The sequence below is a fragment of the Acinetobacter sp. S-1 genome, from assembly GCF_059579785.1.
In genome coordinates this window covers 903,168-923,475 of sequence record NZ_CM184207.1, presented here as the reverse complement: position 1 = coordinate 923,475, position 20,308 = coordinate 903,168, and the positions used below count along the sequence as shown (strand labels likewise).

Below are 20,308 nucleotides of genomic sequence, written 5' to 3'. Positions count from 1 at the left end.
ATAACCTTTTCATTAATTAACCAATAATAATCTGATTATTATTGAGTAAATCTTGTAGGGTTAAGCCAGCTTGATTCTCAATAATTAATAGATCAGACATATTATGTGTCCCAGCACTACCATCACGGTCTACCTGAACTGTGGCATTACCATTACCATCATCGACAACAGTTATATAATCACCTAAATTACTTTTATCTGCTAATAAACCCTCAAAAAAATCTGAACCAAATTCAATTTTGTCATTAGCTTCGTAATCTACCCAAGTATCAGTACCATTCCCTCCAGTAGCATCTGCTGCATTTAATAAATCATATATAATGGTATCATCACCTCGACCAGTCGAAATAATGTCATTTCCTGAACCACCATAAATAACGTCATTACCTGCACCAGCAATGATAATGTCATTTCCAGCACCACCATAAATCGTGTCATTCCCTCCTTTAGTCGCTGGATCAGCAGCATCAGCAGCAATAAAATCGCGGAAATTCTCTTTTATATAGTCATAGATATCTTGCTGGCTTGGTTCAGCACCACTAGTAACTTCAGCTTTTAAATATGCGATTAATTTTGAATAACCCGAATATTTAGGATACTGAAGAGGATCATATCCGGTCCATGTCAACTGATCCGTATTTATAGCATCACCAAATAAAATATCATCTCCAGCACCTCCTTTAACTGTATCACCGCCAACATCAGCAGGTGTAAAGTTTTCGGAGCCACCTATTAAGTAAGCTATCAGTTTATCTGCATCAGCAATAGCTTTGGCTTCACCATGGTTAGTACCACTCCAATCCCCTGGGAGTTTATTTCCATTGACATCGGTATTGTCATAACGAGAGACCGTAGCATCACTAATTGAACTACTCACACCTACTGCGAAAACTTTACTCTGCTCCGCTAATGGAGCAAATGCGTTGTCCAAAGTTGATTGAGAACTGTTTGGTTCTCCATCTGTAAGATAATAAGTTTGATTTTCAAAATCAGCAGTAGAGATATCGTCAAACCAATCTACAGCTTTATTAAATCCTTGTTCTGGATAGGTACCACCGCCAGCTTTTAAGCTATCAAGATAAGTGAATATTTCATTAATATTATCTTTACTTACATTTAGGAAAACTTGGTTATAACCATTTCCAACACTACCATTTGCTGAGAATGAAGCGATTTGTAGATTAATCACGCCATCATGATCAACCATTTGCTGAATAAAGGCTTTAAGACCTTTAATGGCAATTGCTAAGCGAGATTCACCAGCTGGTGGATTACCCGTACCATTCATTGCATATAACATACTGCCTGATAGATCTAAAACGATAGAAATATTATAGTCTTGACCAGCAACGAAATTAGTTTTTAATCCGCCAACATCCCCTGCAAGTACATCATTACCTGAGGAACCAACTACATTATTATCACCATTATTAACATCTGCAGTTGGCTCTGCTTTAATGACAGCCTCTAACTGATCATTATCTTGAAGTTCAGTACCATTACGATCCTCAACTGTGGCAACAATCTCCGTAGCATTTCCTTGTGCGATAGTTAAAGTGTAACTATATTCACCGTCAGCATTCGTAAATACTTCTTCAGTAAATGTTAATGTTTCACCATTTTCATCAATACTAGTAATTTCTAAAGTTACTTTACTATTTGGAGCAACATCTTCTGTCGAACCAGTAATTTTGGTGCTATCTGCGTCATTAATATCAACAGAAATCGATCCGTCAACTCGGTCTAATCCACCTTGATCCGGTGTAGATGGATCATTGTCATGATCGGTCTTCACAAGGCTGTCTTCAGCATTGACTGGTGTACCGTTACGATCCACTGTTTCTGCTTCAACTGTTAACTCGCCATCAGCAAAGCCTGCCGGTACTTCTGCTGTATAGCTGCCATCCGGTTGAACTGTTGCCGTCACTTGTTGCTCAAGTGGATTACCTGCCTGGTCTTGACCGGTAATCGTCAAGATCACTTCACTACCCGGTGCAACATCTGTGGTACCGCCTGTGATATGACCCGTGTTGTCTACATCAACAGAAATCGTGCCATCAACCCGGTCTAATCCACCTTGATCCGGTGTAGATGGATCATTGTCATGATCGGTCTTCACAAGGCTGTCTTCAGCATTAAGCGGTGTACCGTTACGATCCACTGTTTCTGCTTCAACTGTTAACTCGCCATCAGCAAAGCCTGCCGGTACTTCTGCTGTATAGCTACCATCCGGTTGAACTGTTGCCGTCACTTGTTGCTCAAGTGGATTACCTGCCTGGTCTTGACCGGTAATCGTCAAGATCACTTCACTACCCGGTGCAACATCTGTGGTACCGCCTGTGATATGACCCGTGTTGTCTACATCAACTGTAATGGTGCCATCAACTCGATCTAGACCACCTTGATCCGGTGTAGATGGATCATTGTCATGATCGGTCTTCACAAGGCTGTCTTCAGCATTAAGTGGTGTACCGTTACGATCCACTGTTTCTGCTTCAACTGTTAACTCGCCATCAGCAAAGCCTGCCGGTACTTCTGCTGTATAGCTACCATCCGGTTGAACTGTTGCGGTCACTTGTTGCTCAAGTGGATTACCTGCCTGGTCTTGACCGGTAATCGTCAAGATCACTTCACTACCCGGTGCAACATCAGTCGTTCCACCTGTGATATGACCTTGGTTATCCACATCAACAGAAATCGTGCCATCAACTCGATCTAGACCATCTTGACCTGACAGATTGTCTTCAGCATTAAGCGGTGTACCGTTACGATCCACTGTTTCTGCTTCAACTGTTAACTCGCCATCAGCAAAGCCTGCCGGTACTTCTGCTGTATAGCTACCATCCGGTTGAACTGTTGCCGTCACTTGTTGCTCAAGTGGATTACCTGCCTGGTCTTGACCGGTAATCGTCAAGATCACTTCACTACCCGGTGCAACATCTGTGGTACCGCCTGTGATATGACCTTGGTTATCCACATCAACAGAAATCGTGCCATCAACTCGATCTAGACCACCTTGATCCGGTGTAGATGGATCATTGTCATGATCGGTCTTCACAAGGCTGTCTTCAGCATTGACTGGTGTACCGTTACGATCCACTGTTTCTGCTTCAACTGTTAACTCGCCATCAGCAAAGCCTGCCGGTACTTCTGCTGTATAGCTACCATCCGGTTGAACTGTTGCGGTCACTTGTTGCTCAAGTGGATTACCTGCCTGGTCTTGACCGGTAATCGTCAAGATCACTTCACTACCCGGTGCAACATCAGTCGTTCCACCTGTGATATGACCTTGGTTATCCACATCAACAGAAATCGTGCCATCAACTCGATCTAGACCACCTTGATCCGGTGTAGATGGATCATTGTCATGATCGGTCTTCACAAGGCTGTCTTCAGCATTGACTGGTGTACCGTTACGATCCACTGTTTCTGCTTCAACTGTTAACTCGCCATCAGCAAAGCCTGCCGGTACTTCTGCTGTATAGCTACCATCCGGTTGAACTGTTGCGGTCACTTGTTGCTCAAGTGGATTACCTGCCTGGTCTTGACCGGTAATCGTCAAGATCACTTCACTACCCGGTGCAACATCAGTCGTTCCACCTGTGATATGACCTTGGTTATCCACATCAACAGAAATCGTGCCATCAACTCGATCTAGACCACCTTGATCCGGTGTAGATGGATCATTGTCATGATCGGTCTTCACAAGGCTATCTTCAGCATTGACTGGTGTACCGTTGCGATCCACTGTTTCTGCTTCAACTGTTAACTCGCCATCAGCAAAGCCTGCCGGTACTTCTGCTGTATAGCTGCCATCCGGTTGAACTGTTGCCGTCACTTGTTGCTCAAGTGGATTACCCGCCTGATCCTGACCTGTAATCGTCAAGATCACTTCACTACCCGGTGCAACATCAGTCGTTCCACCTGTGATATGACCCGTGTTGTCTACATCAACAGAAATCGTGCCATCAACCCGGTCTAATCCACCTTGATCCGGTGTAGATGGATCATTGTCATGATCGATCTTCACAAGGCTGTCTTCAGCATTGACTGGTGTACCGTTACGATCCACTGTTTCTGCTTCAACTGTTAACTCGCCATCAGCAAAGCCTGCCGGTACTTCTGCTGTATAGCTACCATCCGGTTGAACTGTTGCGGTCACTTGTTGCTCAAGTGGATTACCTGCCTGGTCTTGACCGGTAATCGTCAAGATCACTTCACTACCCGGTGCAACATCAGTCGTTCCACCTGTGATATGACCTTGGTTATCCACATCAACAGAAATCGTGCCATCAACTCGATCTAGACCACCTTGATCCGGTGTAGATGGATCATTGTCATGATCGGTCTTCACAAGGCTATCTTCAGCATTAAGCGGTGTACCGTTACGATCCACTGTTTCTGCTTCAACTGTTAACTCGCCATCAGCAAAGCCTGCCGGTACTTCTGCTGTATAGCTACCATCCGGTTGAACTGTTGCCGTCACTTGTTGCTCAAGTGGATTACCCGCCTGATCCTGACCGGTAATCGTCAAGATCACTTCACTACCCGGTGCAACATCAGTCGTTCCACCTGTGATATGACCCGTGTTGTCTACATCAACAGAAATCGTGCCATCAACCCGGTCTAATCCACCTTGATCCGGTGTAGATGGATCATTGTCATGATCGGTCTTCACAAGGCTGTCTTCAGCATTAAGCGGTGTACCGTTACGATCCACTGTTTCTGCTTCAACTGTTAACTCGCCATCAGCAAAGCCTGCCGGTACTTCTGCTGTATAGCTGCCATCCGGTTGAACTGTTGCCGTCACTTGTTGCTCAAGTGGATTACCTGCCTGGTCTTGACCGGTAATCGTCAAGATCACTTCACTACCCGGTGCAACATCTGTGGTACCGCCTGTGATATGACCCGTGTTGTCTACATCAACAGAAATCGTGCCATCAACCCGGTCTAATCCACCTTGATCCGGTGTAGATGGATCATTGTCATGATCGGTCTTCACAAGGCTGTCTTCAGCATTAAGCGGTGTACCGTTACGATCCACTGTTTCTGCTTCAACTGTTAACTCGCCATCAGCAAAGCCTGCCGGTACTTCTGCTGTATAGCTACCATCCGGTTGAACTGTTGCCGTCACTTGTTGCTCAAGTGGATTACCTGCCTGGTCTTGACCGGTAATCGTCAAGATCACTTCACTACCCGGTGCAACATCTGTGGTACCGCCTGTAATATGACCCGTGTTGTCTACATCAACAGAAATCGTGCCATCAACCCGGTCTAATCCACCTTGATCCGGTGTAGATGGATCATTGTCATGATCGGTCTTCACAAGGCTGTCTTCAGCATTAAGCGGTGTACCGTTACGATCCACTGTTTCTGCTTCAACTGTTAACTCGCCATCAGCAAAGCCTGCCGGTACTTCTGCTGTATAGCTACCATCCGGTTGAACTGTTGCGGTCACTTGTTGCTCAAGTGGATTACCTGCCTGGTCTTGACCGGTAATCGTCAAGATCACTTCACTACCCGGTGCAACATCAGTCGTTCCACCTGTGATATGACCTTGGTTATCCACATCAACAGAAATCGTGCCATCAACTCGATCTAATCCACCTTGATCCGGTGTAGATGGATCATTGTCATGATCGGTCTTCACAAGGCTATCTTCAGCATTGACTGGTGTACCGTTGCGATCCACTGTTTCTGCTTCAACTGTTAACTCGCCATCAGCAAAGCCTGCCGGTACTTCTGCTGTATAGCTGCCATCCGGTTGAACTGTTGCCGTCACTTGTTGCTCAAGTGGATTACCCGCCTGATCCTGACCGGTAATCGTCAAGATCACTTCACTACCCGGTGCAACATCAGTCGTTCCACCTGTGATATGACCCGTGTTGTCTACATCAACAGAAATCGTGCCATCAACCCGGTCTAATCCACCTTGATCCGGTGTAGATGGATCATTGTCATGATCGGTCTTCACAAGGCTGTCTTCAGCATTAAGCGGTGTACCGTTACGATCCACTGTTTCTGCTTCAACTGTTAACTCGCCATCAGCAAAGCCTGCCGGTACTTCTGCTGTATAGCTACCATCCGGTTGAACTGTTGCCGTCACTTGTTGCTCAAGTGGATTACCTGCCTGGTCTTGACCGGTAATCGTCAAGATCACTTCACTACCCGGTGCAACATCTGTGGTACCGCCTGTGATATGACCCGTGTTGTCTACATCAACTGTAATGGTGCCATCAACCCGGTCTAGACCGTCTTGACCTGACAGATTGTCTTCAGCATTAAGCGGTGTACCGTTACGATCCACTGTTTCTGCTTCAACTGTTAACTCGCCATCAGCAAAGCCTGCCGGTACTTCTGCTGTATAGCTGCCATCCGGTTGAACTGTTGCCGTCACTTGTTGCTCAAGTGGATTACCCGCCTGATCCTGACCTGTGATGGTTAATGTGACTTCGCTGCCCGGTGCAACATCAGTCGTTCCACCTGTGATATGACCTTGGTTATCCACATCAACAGAAATCGTGCCATCAACTCGATCTAGACCACCTTGATCCGGTGTAGATGGATCATTGTCATGATCGGTCTTCACAAGGCTGTCTTCAGCATTGACTGGTGTACCGTTACGATCCACTGTTTCTGCTTCAACTGTTAACTCGCCATCAGCAAAGCCTGCCGGTACTTCTGCTGTATAACTGCCATCCGGTTGAACTGTTGCCGTCACTTGTTGCTCAAGTGGATTACCTGCCTGGTCTTGACCGGTAATCGTCAAGATCACTTCGCTGCCCGGTGCAACATCAGTCGTTCCACCTGTGATATGACCTTGGTTATCCACATCAACTGTAATGGTGCCATCAACCCGGTCTAGACCATCTTGACCTGACAGATTGTCTTCAGCATTAAGTGGTGTACCGTTACGATCCACTGTTTCTGCTTCAACTGTTAACTCGCCATCAGCAAAGCCTGCCGGTACTTCTGCTGTATAGCTGCCATCCGGTTGAACTGTTGCCGTCACTTGTTGCTCAAGTGGATTACCTGCCTGGTCTTGACCGGTAATCGTCAAGATCACTTCACTACCCGGTGCAACATCTGTGGTACCGCCTGTGTGAACCGTACCGGGTTTGTCGGAGAGTCAATATTCTGAGAGACTATCCCGATGACAAAATTAAAATATACCCCTGAAATCAGAGAAAGAGCGGTTCAATTATTGATTGAATCTGAAAAAGATTATCCATCGAATTGGGCTGCGATCACCGCTATTGCTCCCAAGATAGGTTGTACTCCTGAAACACTACGTGTTTGGTATCAAAAATATTTAGATAAACTAAATCCAGTTAAAGTACAGCAGCTTTCAGATCAAGAACGTATTAAACAACTCGAACGTGAAAATAAAGAACTGCAACGCGCCAATGAGATTCTACGTAAAGCAGCCGCTTTTTTCGCCCAGGCGGAGCTCGACCGCCCACACAAATAATGGTGGATTTTATCCATAATAATAAAGAGCTGTACGGAGTCGAGGCGATTTGTAGAATTTTACCGATCGCACCCTCAACCTATTACCGGACTCTAGATCTCTGCGAAAATCCAGAACATCGAGCAAAGCGAGATTTACATGACTTGCATCATGCTGAGGAGATTAAACGAATTTGGAAGGAAAGTTCAGGTCGGTATGGTGTACGTAAAGTCTGGCAAAAACTGAAACGTGAAGGCTATATTATTGCACGCTGTACTGTTGCTCGATTAATGAAAAAGCTAGGTATACAAGGTGTTTGGCGAGGTAAGAACAAACAAACCACCCGTAGCCGAGATGACCAAAAACGAGCAGATGATTTAGTGAAACGTAATTTTACTGCTGATCATCCTGACCAACTGTGGGTCAGTGACTTTACGTATATTCAAACTCATTCAGGCTGGGTCTATACCGCCTTTATTATTGATGTGTTCTCACGAGCAATTGTTGGCTGGAAAGTATCTACACGAATGAATACAGATATGGTGCTCGATGCATTAGAGCAAGCATTGCATGATCGAGGCATGCCAAAGAATGTGATTCATCATTCCGACAGAGGTGTGCAATATCTTTCCATTCGTTATACCCATCGTTTAGAAGCAGCAAATTTACGAGCATCAGTCGGTACGACTGGTGATTCATACGATAATGCTTTGGCTGAAACGGTGAATGGCTTATACAAAACAGAGGTGATTGAATATCTAAAAGCAGATTGGCAAGGTTTAGCAGATGTACAACTTGCGACACTAAACTGGGTAGATTGGTTCAATAAAAAGCGTGTACACAGTGCACTGGGTTATGTATCGCCTTTTGAGTTTGAAGCAATGTACTATGATAAGATTAACCCGTTAGGTCAGGTGGCCTAACTTAAATAAAAAAGTCTCCGACAAACCCGGTACGGTTCAGTGATATGACCCGTGTTGTCTACATCAACTGTAATGGTGCCATCAACCCGGTCTAGACCGTCTTGACCTGACAGATTGTCTTCAGCATTAAGCGGTGTACCGTTACGATCCACTGTTTCTGCTTCAACTGTTAACTCGCCATCAGCAAAGCCTGCCGGTACTTCTGCTGTATAGCTACCATCCGGTTGAACTGTTGCCGTCACTTGTTGCTCAAGTGGATTACCTGACTGGTCTTGACCGGTAATCGTCAAGATCACTTCACTACCCGGTGCAACATCTGTGGTACCGCCTGTGATATGACCCGTGTTGTCTACATCAACAGAAATCGTGCCATCAACTCGGTCTAATCCACCTTGATCCGGTGTAGATGGATCATTGTCATGATCGGTCTTCACAAGGCTGTCTTCAGCATTAAGTGGTGTACCGTTACGATCCACTGTTTCTGCTTCAACTGTTAATTCACCATCAGCAAAGCCTGCAGGTACTTCTGCTGTATAGCTGCCATCCGGTTGAACTGTTGCTGTCACTTGTTGCTCAAGTGGATTACCCGCCTGGTCTTGACCGGTAATCGTCAAGATCACTTCACTACCCGGTGCAACATCTGTGGTACCGCCTGTGATATGACCTTGGTTATCCACATCAACTGTAATGGTGCCATCAACCCGGTCTAGACCGTCTTGACCTGACAGATTGTCTTCAGCTTTTACAACATTACCATTTTGATCTACAACCTCAGACTCTACCTTCAAATCCCCATCAGCAAAGTCATTTGGCACTTCTACTGTATAGCTACCATCAGGATTAACAGTAGTTTCAATTTCCCGGCTAATTAAATTGCCATCTTTATCTTCACCCGTAATGGTAACATTCACTTTACTACCATCAGGAATATTTTCAGTCTTACCCGTTATAAGCCCACTACTTGCAACTTGGATACTATTCGTACCATTAGGTGTACTTGGTGAATTATCATCATCATTATGGGTGGCAGCAATTACACCCCCAACAGCACCCAGACCAGCTAACCAAGGTAAAAGGCTAACAAGTTGACTCCCTGCTTCTGGTAGTAATACTTCTAACCCAGGAATATCTTTAAAGTCAGAAACCCCATCAAACCAATAAAGAACACATCCATCTTCTTCAAATACTAAATCAGAAATTACTTCATCATAAGCAGTAAAGAAATTTTCAATAACTATTACTTCTCCATTTTTCAATTTAAGTAATAAGTTATTACCGTCACGGATAAATTCCTCAACATCGTCACGATGCATTTTCGTATGAACGATTGATGCTTCTGTTAAAGTAATCTGATTGGAATTAACTATTGATTTCTCTAATGAATCTTTTTCTATTACAATAAAATTAGTCATATTTCACCTAAAATTCTTATTCCATAAATTGGTAATTACTTAGAAATCCCAGTAATTTCGACAGTTACACGACGATCTGGTTGCAAGCAGGCTTTTAAGGCTTCTTGTGATTTAGCGTTAGGACATCCATCAGTTACAGGTTGAGTTTCTCCCATGCTTGCTGTACTGATAACGCTATCAGCCACCCCATTTTGGATTAGAAGATTCCGTACTGTATCCGCCCGGCTTTGCGCCAGCTTTTGGTTATAATTGTGATTGCCTAATCGGTCTGTATGACCAATCAACTTAATTGCACTTACCGAAACATATCCATGCGAAATTTTAGAAGCTAAATCCATTACTTCTTGACGCCCTTTTGGCAGCAAGTCATTAAGTGTAGAACCATCAAATTTGAATAAAGTATCTGCTGATAATTGGATTACTGAAGTGTGTTCAATAGTTGGAGTTTCTTCTTTTTTTGAGCAAACAAGTTCTTTTCCATTATTTAAAATATAAGGTTTGCCATTCTTATCTATGGAAAGGGTCAAATTATTGTCGGATAACTGATTGGTTTGAAGGTCTACATCACATGATTGACACTCTTGAGAAGTACAATTTTTAACTTTGAAATTGTAAATTTCAGGCTTCAAACGGTACTGCGCTGCATTATTAATATAGAAGCTACCCGATTGAATGTTGTCTATATAGAAATTAATAGGACAGTTTTGCTTTTCCGGAGCATCTTCTGCACATAATTTATCATCTCGTTTTACGTTTATTACTTGAGTCTTATCGTTGCCCCCTTCTTGAAACCGTAAACCTGTAGGCTGGGAATAATTGTTGGCTGCACAGGCAGACAGTCCAATTGACACAGCTATTACTAACAATCGCAATTTATACATATAGCATTCCCTAAACGTTAAAAGTAAAAACCATTGTTATCTCTATATTTGTGAAGCAGTTCTCATATATGCAAAGTGAAGTTATCAAATTCACATCATGATTTATGTGCATTTTACACATTTTTATTTTATTTCAAACTATGCTTTTTATATTAAAAATGAAAATAGTTTCAAAAAAATTCTCTTACAAATTTAAATATTTAATATTTAATATTTTTTTTAATTTATTTTTTTAATAAAAAATTGTTATTTTTTATCTACAACTAATTATGTGCATTTTTAACATAAAAAATTTGTGACTGCGTGACTTTAAGCTCAGTAGCGTCTTATGCGGATAAAGTAAATAATTTCTATAAGAGAATAAGAGATAAAAAAAGCCATACTGAAGTAGATGGCTTAGATGAAGAGCGGTTTGAAAGAAAAAATTAAGTTAAATTTAGTCTACTTTAAATTTAAACTTATAAATCAAACCCACCGAAGATTGGGGGCTCTTCTGTCGTACTATCATCATTGTTTGAGTTTCCTTCCGACGAGTTAGAACCATTTTCTTGTTCAGATGTTTGTGGAGGAGCTCCATCTTTACTTGATGGATAATCATCCATTAATAATATTGTACTTAGCGCAGCACAATGAGTTCTTAGGCTCTCATTATCATCATCGTACATTGTTGGATATAATTGTTTAGAATATTGTGAAGTATAACTTGCAGTCCAATTCTGCAAGATATTAGGTAAATTAAAAGTATAGTAATATGTTTTTTCTTCATTGGGTTGATAAGTATTAACAGTTTCATCATTTAAACAATAATTTGTTTCTGTTTCTTTTTCTGTTTTAGAACCTGTTAATTGTATAGCAGCTTTACAACTGTTGATGTACTCATAGATCGGTTCTGATGTCGTATTTTTCACAATGACTTGTAATTTATACCTTACCTTCAATCCACTATTTATTCCCAAAAGATCCATCCGATCCCCCATTTTCATAGGGATAAATGGAGCATAGTGTCTAACAAATTGAATTGTTCGCTCTACACCGCCACAATATTGTGTTACAGGATTTGGATAAGCAACAGCATACTCACCATCATCTTCCATTTGATTAGAACCTGGATTTGGTCGAGGATTAGTAACAGGGTTTTCGGTGCCAACCGTCATTTCACCTGTGCCAGTCCCCCCTAAAGTCACTCCAACATTAAATCCGCCGTCCTCTCCAGTACAACCCGAGAGCATAAACAAACCTACAGATACTAATGGTAATGTAAGACGCGAATGAGGCATATGAGTTATCTCAATAAACGTTGTAAGAACTAAAAACAGAAAATTCCTTTAAACCTGTTTTTTTCATGAAATATTTTATAGGAAACTTAAATACTTGGTATTATTCAATCACTATAAAATTTAAATTTTATAAAATTCAATTAGCTAACAATAATCTAGGCATTCAGAAATAAATATATTCTTTTACAATTGGATGATGTCTGGAACTCCTCTCTTATTAAAAGCTAATATAATTTAACAATAAACATACTTTTTGACAAACAAAAATGTGCAATTAAATCATTTTTTATAAAAAAAATTATATAAAGGGAAGTTAAAATTTAAAAAAAATAATAATATGTGCAATATGTACATATTTTTTAAATAATGGTACATTTCCTTTGAGTGACTCTACGTAAAGGAGATAGGACTGTAACATTTGAATAGAAAAAATTACGATAGCTCAAACAGTAGGTTTTTATTAAACATTTGACACTAGGGAAATGAGTTAAATTCTATGCGTGCGTATTCTTTAGACTTTCGCCAGAATGTAATGGCTGCTTACAAACAAACGCAACATAAGACAAAAGTCTGTAAACAGTTTAAGATTGCCAGATCAACACTGGATGAATGGATTGCTCTTGAAGAAACAACACAAGATTTAAAACCACTACCACTTACTCGTACTGGTAGACCCTTTTCTATTTATGACTTAAAAAGCTTTGAAGATTTTGTAAAATCTACACCCTTCTCTAAAATCAGAGAATTAATAGACCCTTTTGAACATAGATTTGGTTATAAAGTCTCATATTCTATTCTTTGGAGAGGCTTAAAAAAAATTGGATGGAAAAATAAATTTAAAAGTCGAGAGTGAGTCAATATTTATTTATCATATTGGAAAATACCCAGACGAAACTGTTTATTCGCATCAGTCGATCTTTCATCATTTTTACAATATTCTATTGCCGAAGAAAGTACAGCCTTAGACATCAAATTCCACATATCAAGACTTAATTTTTTAAGCTTTTCTACAGATTCAGGACTTAACTCGTCTGCAAAAATAGCTTGTTCTAAAAAATTGGTTTTTTGCGTTAGATTACTAATTCCGGCTGCAAGATGATCTGAAATATTTTGAGTAAATAGTTGCTTACTTTCATCCATGTGTGGATCTGGAGTAAAACTGGAATTCTGCAAAATAATTTGATCATTTTCTTCTATAACTAACCCCAATCGTTTAAGTTCGAGTAATATTGATTTTGGATGCTTTTCAGAAGATATCTGCTTAACCAAACCCTCAAAACTTGGTTCCTCCCCATTAAAAGGAATTTGGGTTGGCAGTTTTTGGCCTATCCACAAACCTATTACACGAGCAGGTACACTAATAGGTAATTGCTGATTAAACTGATTAATTAATCTATATTCACCATAGGTCTGACAAAAACTTCTGACATCACGTCGCCCTAAACCAGATAATAAGCTAACAGCAGAGTCTGTCTTTTTTTGTTTGATAGCGTCTAGCTCTTTAATGGCTTCATTATAAAATACCGACTTTAGTGCAGTTGAAAACTCATTGTAACCAATACCAGTTTTAATAAGCCAACGAACTAACTCAGGCATAATACTGATAGCATGTTCTAATGTCGTTTCAGTGTCATGAGACAACATCATGTCTTTAGAAGTTACCAAAGCCGATGTCTCTTTACCCATGCATACTCCAGTGTGAGATGAAATAGACTTCCCCAATTCAATAGTAGTTAGAAAGTTAAAAATCATTTTAATTTAATAAAATTATACTTTTTCAGCCTAATAAATTGTAGGCTTTTTTTTAAAAAAATGTAGGCTTTTTTTTATAAACTAACGAATTACTTCGTACACTTTGTTCATTCTCTACAAGCTGTGTTGATGTTAAAAAGGGAACAATTAAGTTTCTTATGAAACTAAGATATATCTAAAAAGATAAAAGAACCAATATTCAAAGAAAGCAAATTATTATAAAATTTTAAATAAAAACAAAAATTTATATCAAAAAAATATTTTGATTATCAATAACAATTTGAAAATTTAATTATGAAAAAAATAGGCTTATTCTTGATTCAATCTGAATAAGCCTTTTATAGAAATAATATATGAAATTTTACTCAATGATACCATCAACATCTATTACTACACGCCTGTTGGGCTCTAGGCATTTCACTAATAGATTTCTTGAAAGACCATCTGCACAGTGTTTTACAGGATCCTGCTCGCCTAGACCTTGCGCAATAAGAACTTGGGCATTGATTTGACTATTCAAAAAATATTGTTTTATCGTTTCTGCTCTTTTTTGAGATAAAGTTAAGTTATAAGCCTCCTGTCCTAAGTAATCTGTATATCCCAAAATCCGAATTGTTCTAATTTCATTAAATTTATGAAGTTCTCTAACCAAACGATCTAAATCCTCTCTTCCTTTTAGATTTATATGATTCAGATCACTTTTATCAAAAGCAAATAATGCATCTGCACCTAGTGTATAACGTTTGATTGATACTTGCTGTTTAGGCTCTTCTTTCTTTGGTGGATTGAATGATGGAGGACAAGCAGCATTCTCAGGATGAATCGGATTCCAATAGAAACTGCTTGCAATCATATTTTGATCAAATAAAACCTTATATTGGCAAGTGGTTATACCATTTTCACCTTTGCCAGGTGTATTAAAGTGAAATAAATAATTCCATTCTCTTGGTCTCCACCCATCATCATATTGTGGTCGTCCAATTAGTTCATATAACTGATCTTTTGTCATACCTGAACGAATTTGGCTTAAGCTTTGTAAATTTGGAAATGTTCCTAACTCCTTATTAAAAATAACATCATTAGCTTTATGCCATTTAGGATTGTCAGTCGTCCCCTCTTTTGTAATTAACGTACCAGTTGAACATCCACTAAAAATTCCCACTGCTAAACACATAATAAATAAATTTTTCATATCTTAATTCCCGTATAAATTTTGTATTCGATAATTTAAATTTAAGTAGTCTTTATATTAGACACACTGAAATATTCAATGTATCTAATAATCACTAAAGGCTTACCATTGGATACCTGCGCCTACAGTTCCTCCAAAATCACCACGAGAATTACCACTGCCAGACATTTTAAAAACCCATTTTCCATTATCTGAAATCGATGACATACCTATTGCGTAACCAGATTCACCTCGGTACGTACCACCGCTGATTGCCATCATACTTTTACCTGGAATGTAAGCTTGTGGTAATCCAGCAGTTGCCATTGCTTGAGCAATACCTCCATTGGCATGATCTTCTAAATCATCGATACGTTTATTCGTTGTATAGAATGCTTGTTCTAATTGATTACTTACATTAGCGACTTGTTGATCTAAAGAATTCAGCGCATCTCCCACATTATTGTAAGAGCCTCCACCCACATTATAAGTAGGGCCTGTATTGGTTTCATAATTGGCACCACCACCTAAGTAGTTATAAATATTGGTGTTGCTCGCATGTAACTGAGACCCATTAATCGCATCTTTCGATGTAGAGTTAATTGTGCCATCCGCTACATTTGTAACTTTACTGCCACCAGCATTTATACCCGTTTGATCAATAGTAATATTTCCTACAGAAACTTTATTTGTGGTAACCGAACCAGAAGTAACGGTATCAAACTTAACATCTTTATTGGTTGCCACTTGATAATTCGTACTACCATCAGCATTTTTAGTACTTGAAACAGTAATATTCTCCCCAGACGATACAGTTGTTTTAGCAGCTGTTGCAGCTGCATTTGCATTTTGAGCAACTTGTTTTAATTGATCTTCAGTAGCAGCTTGCCCAGAAACAATATTGTTAGGATTCCAAGTCGTATTTGTTAATCCATTAACTGTACCAGCTTCGCCATTAACAGTAACTTTTCCAGCCGAAATATTGCCTTTTTCACCATCAATATGAACATCTCCAACCTGAATTGTTCCAGTATTGCCATCAATTGAAACCGCTTTATCTCCTGTACCAATTTTAATCTGATCAGCCAAACTCACTTTAATGTTATTACCAGAATTCGTTACTAATACACCATTATCAGAGCTACCATTAATATTCACTGTTTGACCTGGTTTTACTGTGCTTGTCGCATTCGAACCTGAATCAGTACTTACATTCCAACCTTGGTTTGCATTTGCAACCTGATCATTTACATATTTAATTGCATCATCAATGTTATTCTGTCCAGTGCCACCAATATTGCTCCAGTTAATCTGGTTATTACTATAAAGAGCATTACCGCCAAACAGTTGAGTCAAGTTATTAGCAAAGCCAAAAAGCTGACTACCATTGATCGCATCTTTAGAATCTGCACTAATAATTCCCTCCGCAACATCAGTTACTTTTTTATCGCCTGCACTAATACCATCTTTCGTTAAGCTTGGCCCATTGGCAATAACAATACCATCCGTTGAAATTGTGGTATCACCAACTGTAACCTTATTAAAATCAACCTCATCGGCTGTCGCAACAGTGTATATATTTTGCCCATCTACGCCAGTGCTTGAAATAACAGTAATATTTTTCCCTTGTTCAACCTCTGTTCTGGATGCTGCTGTTGCCTGGTCTACATAGGTTTTATTGGTAATATGGTTTCCTTCAGTAATTGGACCTGTGTAGTAGCTGCCTCCATTATTCACCGTAAAACTATCGCCTAGCTTGGTTTCTCCTGTCGCAGTCAGGTTCGTCGTGTTCACTGTATTGAACGTCACATCCGCTGACGTACCAACCGTGATACTGCCATCCGCATTCGCTGTTAACTCAACATTGTCTCCAGTCACAAAGTTAACCTTGTTGTCATCTTTATTGACTGTCTTAACATCAACTCCGTCAATCTGCGTCACCACACTTTGTAAGGCTGTATCTGCCTTAACCAGACTGTCTTTGGTACTTTGACTCAAATCAACTGCATAGTCCGTAACATTGTTAGCATCAGGTGTACCTGCCGTTACCGTAACTGCACTTGATCCTGCTGACGCAGTGCTACCTTTGGCATTTACCGTATAAATATCCTGTCCATTGCTGCCTGTAGTTTTAACGACATCGGTAACATTCGTTCCTGCTGCAACCTCGGTTCTTGACGCTGCTGTTGCCTGGTCTACATAGGTTTTATTGGTAATATGGTTTCCTTCAGTAATTGGACCTGTGTAGTAGCTGCCTCCATTATTCACCATAAAACTATCGCCTAGCTTGGTTTCTCCTGTCGCAGTCAGGTTCGTCGTGTTCACTGTATTGAACGTCACATCTGCTGACGTACCAACCGTGATACTGCCATCTGCATTCGCTGTTAACTCAACATTGTCTCCAGTCACAAAGTTAACCTTGTTGTCATCTTTATTGACTGTCTTAACATCAACTCCGTCAATCTGCGTCACCACACTTTGTAAGGCTGTATCTGCCTTAACCAGACTGTCTTTGGTACTTTGACTCAAATCAACTGCATAGTCCGTAACATTGTTAGCATCAGGTGTACCTGCCGTTACCGTAACTGCACTTGATCCTGCTGACGCAGTACTACCTTTGACATTTACCGTATAAATATCCTGTCCATTGCTGCCTGTAGTTTTAACGACATCGGTAACATTCGTTCCTGCTGCAACCTCGGTTCTTGACGCTGCTATTGCTGAATCAATTGTATTTTGTCCAGTACCACCAATGTTACTCATTGAAAGTGTGCCATTACTATTTAAAACAGCATCACCCCCTAAAATATCTACTGTGCTATTAGCAACATTACCTAATATATTATTCGTTGCATATAACTGACTACCATTGATAGCATCTGTACTAGTCTCGGAAATAGCACCAGACCCTACATTTTTAATTTGACGTTCTGCTCCCGCTGAACCAACTGACAATTGCATCCCTGTATTTGTAACTTGTCCCGCAAAATTACCATAGGTCAAACCATTTAAATTTACCTCTGACTCTTGTGTTGCATCACTAACAGTATTTGCATTTGCACCTAAAGCAATTGAATTCTCTTTAGTAGCTAGAGTATTCGTTCCAATACTTACAACATTATTAGTATTTACACCTATATTAGAATTTGAGCCTAAAAGAACATTGTTATTGCCTTGAGAAGAAACCCCAGAAAAGTACCCTATAGCAATATTCTGGTTTCCTTGAACACTACCACCCGAAGCATAACCTATAGCAATATTCTCATTTCCTTTTATATTTGAACCAGAATTATATCCGAATGCCGAATTATTATTTCCAATAATACGTTGACCTGTATACGTACCTGTTAATGTATTGCCATTTCCCTCTAGGTTGACACCTGAAGCCGTACCAATAGCAGTATTAAACTCACCAGTAGAGTTTGTAGTATTACTAATTCCTGTTAACGCATTACTACCTAGAGCCGTATTATAGCTCCCAGTTCGGTATCGTGCCGCATTTTGCCCTACATAACTATTATGTTGACCAATGCTATTTTGACCTGCTTGATCACCAATAAATGTCGCATATAGGTATTGAGAATTACGCCCAGCTTGATTGCCTAACATAACACTATCTGAACCATAGGTATTTTTAACACCATCATCATAGCGTTGTGCATTTTGAGCGGCATAAGATCCGATAATAACTTCGCTACCACCTACTGAACGAGCATTTAGACCTATTGCTATAGATCCAGGTAGGCCATTCACATCATTAACGTGACTTCCCACAATTACTTGTGCATTATCACCAATAGCAATACCACTATTACGATTATTTACGGTTGCATCACTTCCAATTGCTACAGCATTTCGTGCCGTTATCACTGAACTTCCAAAACCCTGAGCAATTGATTCATTAGAATTTGTATCTACATAAGACTCACGTCCAAAAGCCAATGATCCAAAAGCTAATGCTTGAGCATAATCACCCAGAGCAATCGCTGCATCTGCATCAGCATTTGCAACACGTCCAATTCCAATCGCACTCCATCCATGAGCTTTTACACCATCACCAATAGCTACCGCAGCATTACCAACAGCATCAGCAGTTGAACCTAATGCTACTGCTCGATTTCCATTTGCAGAACTACTGTCCCCTAGCGCAATAGTGCCACTTCCAATTGCATTATTTATCCGACCTACTGCAACTGCACCATCACCCTCAGCTGTATTAGATGAGCCTATCGCTACAGCCCCGATACCATTAGCATCCTCACCATAACCAATAGCTACGGCACCTCCAGAACCTATAGTATATTGACTACCTTTTGTACTAGCTATACTGTTAGATCCAATCGCTACATTATTAGATAGGTCTTCATTTATATCAGAGTTATCTGCCGTTATATTTTTACCAATAGCAACTGAGTTTTTACCTAACGCATTAGCAGTTTCTCCAATTGCCACACTATTCGTGCCCGAAGCGGTTGTATCAATAAAACCAATTGCAATTGCTTCTTGCCCAGAAGCTCTTGCATCTAGATTTGTCTGAGCAACATTTTGCGCATTGGCCTGCACACCATTAATGAGGGTAAAACCGCCTGTTGCAGTCTGACCAAGACATGTCCATGGAACAGCACTAGTAAGATTGGTTGCCGCTTGACTCACACAGCTATTGCTCGGTCCGATAGCCGCAGTTACTGTTGGTGTTCCTATGTCTGCACTACCTGCAGCAAAAGCACCAGTTGATATTAAAGCGCCAGAAAAGAGAGCACTCCTAGAAAAAACAATAAATTGATTATGTTTAACTTTGCTAGATGTATGACTAATACCCACATTTGTAATATTGCTACCTGAACTACGCTTCCCTTTGGCTTTAGATAGCTCAGATGCAGTAACCCAAATTCCCAAAACCTCATTCCAGATTAACCGATATATCTTATTCATTTTAATTTCCTTTTTTGCATATGTTGGTTGGAAATATCCTTGTGCTTGAGTTAACTGCAAGAGGTATAACAGCTATAACTGCAGCAACAATTTTTCTATTAGTGTGATCAAATTATCATCAAGACATAAAATGTGCAATATGCACATTAAAATTAAATAAAACTATAATCATCCTTTTAAAAATTAATATTTTATTGATTTTTAAATATTTATTATTTTTAAATTTTAGTAATCAAGGACAAGTTTTAATAAATTCTTTTAATTCCCCCTCTAGACTTTGAATTAGAAAATGCTTTCAAAATCTAGGGGGTGGATTCTATCTAATAATTAAATTAGTAGGGCTATCTAAAGTTATAATTTTCTAGAGATGAGCAAAACACCAATACCTTTACCTTGGATTTATATAATAAAAATAAGTGGTTATTATAAAAAGTAAAGAAAAAGAAAGAATTAAATAAGTGTTTACAGTATTAAAACTTTTAATAAAGTTCCAGATATTCATAAATTTAC

General features: G+C 39.9%; 9 protein-coding genes and 1 other annotated feature. Of the genes, 2 read left to right on the top strand and 7 right to left on the bottom strand.

The window, feature by feature from the left end; genetic code table 11:
• Positions 1–16 precede the first annotated feature (16 nt).
• Positions 17–7,066, bottom strand: a complete 7,050-nt coding sequence (locus AC52J8_RS04490) for a type I secretion C-terminal target domain-containing protein (RefSeq protein WP_496538882.1) — start codon at positions 7,064–7,066, stop codon at positions 17–19.
• An 87-nt stretch (positions 7,067–7,153) separates the two neighbouring features.
• On the opposite strand from AC52J8_RS04490, the gene AC52J8_RS04485 reads away from it, so the two are divergent.
• Positions 7,154–8,373, top strand: a protein-coding gene (locus AC52J8_RS04485; RefSeq protein ID WP_103270969.1) for an IS3 family transposase whose coding sequence is annotated in 2 segments (ribosomal slippage) — positions 7,154–7,430 and positions 7,430–8,373 — 1,221 coding nt in all. Because the reading frame shifts where the segments join, the coding sequence is not laid out codon by codon here.
• Positions 7,429–7,545, top strand: a sequence feature (AL1L pseudoknot). (Overlaps the previous gene by 117 nt.)
• On the opposite strand, the gene AC52J8_RS04480 is transcribed toward AC52J8_RS04485, so the two are convergent.
• The 3 genes from AC52J8_RS04480 to AC52J8_RS04470 form a co-directional block, all read right to left on the bottom strand.
• Positions 8,370–9,785 (bottom strand): BapA/Bap/LapF family prefix-like domain-containing protein, encoded by a 1,416-nt coding sequence (locus AC52J8_RS04480; RefSeq protein ID WP_496538881.1) that lies wholly within the window; start codon positions 9,783–9,785, stop codon positions 8,370–8,372. The two genes, AC52J8_RS04485 and AC52J8_RS04480, sit on opposite strands and share 4 nt — an antisense overlap.
• Positions 9,786–9,820: 35 nt before the next feature.
• Positions 9,821–10,666 carry an OmpA family protein gene (locus tag AC52J8_RS04475; protein WP_130119573.1) on the bottom strand — a complete coding sequence of 282 codons (846 nt, stop codon included), beginning with the start codon at positions 10,664–10,666 and terminating at the stop codon, positions 9,821–9,823.
• A gap of 458 nt (positions 10,667–11,124) precedes the next feature.
• Positions 11,125–11,943 (bottom strand): hypothetical protein, encoded by an 819-nt coding sequence (locus tag AC52J8_RS04470; RefSeq protein ID WP_001120776.1) that lies wholly within the window; start codon positions 11,941–11,943, stop codon positions 11,125–11,127.
• 496 nt (positions 11,944–12,439) lie between these two features.
• Here AC52J8_RS04470 and AC52J8_RS04465 point away from each other — a divergent pair, with 496 nt between their 5' ends.
• The gene (locus AC52J8_RS04465; RefSeq protein ID WP_130119572.1) at positions 12,440–12,796 is read left to right on the top strand and encodes an IS630 transposase-related protein; all 357 of its coding nucleotides are present in this window, start codon (positions 12,440–12,442) and stop codon (positions 12,794–12,796) included.
• 8 nt (positions 12,797–12,804) lie between these two features.
• Here the strand turns inward: AC52J8_RS04465 and AC52J8_RS04460 are convergent, their stop codons facing one another.
• The 3 genes from AC52J8_RS04460 to AC52J8_RS04450 all read right to left on the bottom strand — a co-directional run bounded on the left by AC52J8_RS04460 (position 12,805) and on the right by AC52J8_RS04450 (position 19,798).
• Positions 12,805–13,629, bottom strand: coding sequence for a DUF6502 family protein (locus AC52J8_RS04460; RefSeq protein WP_130119571.1), 825 nt, complete (start codon positions 13,627–13,629; stop codon positions 12,805–12,807).
• Positions 13,630–14,056: 427 nt separating this feature from the next.
• Entirely contained in the window at positions 14,057–14,887 is an 831-nt protein-coding gene (locus AC52J8_RS04455) for an OmpA family protein (RefSeq protein WP_208753388.1), read from the bottom strand.
• Positions 14,888–14,989: 102 nt separating this feature from the next.
• Positions 14,990–19,798: a YadA-like family protein gene (locus tag AC52J8_RS04450; protein WP_471675617.1), complete on the bottom strand. Its 4,809-nt coding sequence runs from the start codon at positions 19,796–19,798 to the stop codon at positions 14,990–14,992.
• Positions 19,799–20,308 lie beyond the last annotated feature (510 nt).

Coding starts and splice junctions, on each gene's coding strand:
- AC52J8_RS04465 (WP_130119572.1), top strand. CDS start 12,440: ATGCGTGCGTATTCTTTAGACTTTCGCCAGAATGTAATGGCTGCTTAC.
- AC52J8_RS04450 (WP_471675617.1), bottom strand. CDS start 19,798: ATGAATAAGATATATCGGTTAATCTGGAATGAGGTTTTGGGAATTTGG.
- AC52J8_RS04460 (WP_130119571.1), bottom strand. CDS start 13,629: ATGGGTAAAGAGACATCGGCTTTGGTAACTTCTAAAGACATGATGTTG.
- AC52J8_RS04475 (WP_130119573.1), bottom strand. CDS start 10,666: ATGTATAAATTGCGATTGTTAGTAATAGCTGTGTCAATTGGACTGTCT.
- AC52J8_RS04470 (WP_001120776.1), bottom strand. CDS start 11,943: ATGCCTCATTCGCGTCTTACATTACCATTAGTATCTGTAGGTTTGTTT.
- AC52J8_RS04455 (WP_208753388.1), bottom strand. CDS start 14,887: ATGAAAAATTTATTTATTATGTGTTTAGCAGTGGGAATTTTTAGTGGA.
- AC52J8_RS04480 (WP_496538881.1), bottom strand. CDS start 9,785: ATGACTAATTTTATTGTAATAGAAAAAGATTCATTAGAGAAATCAATA.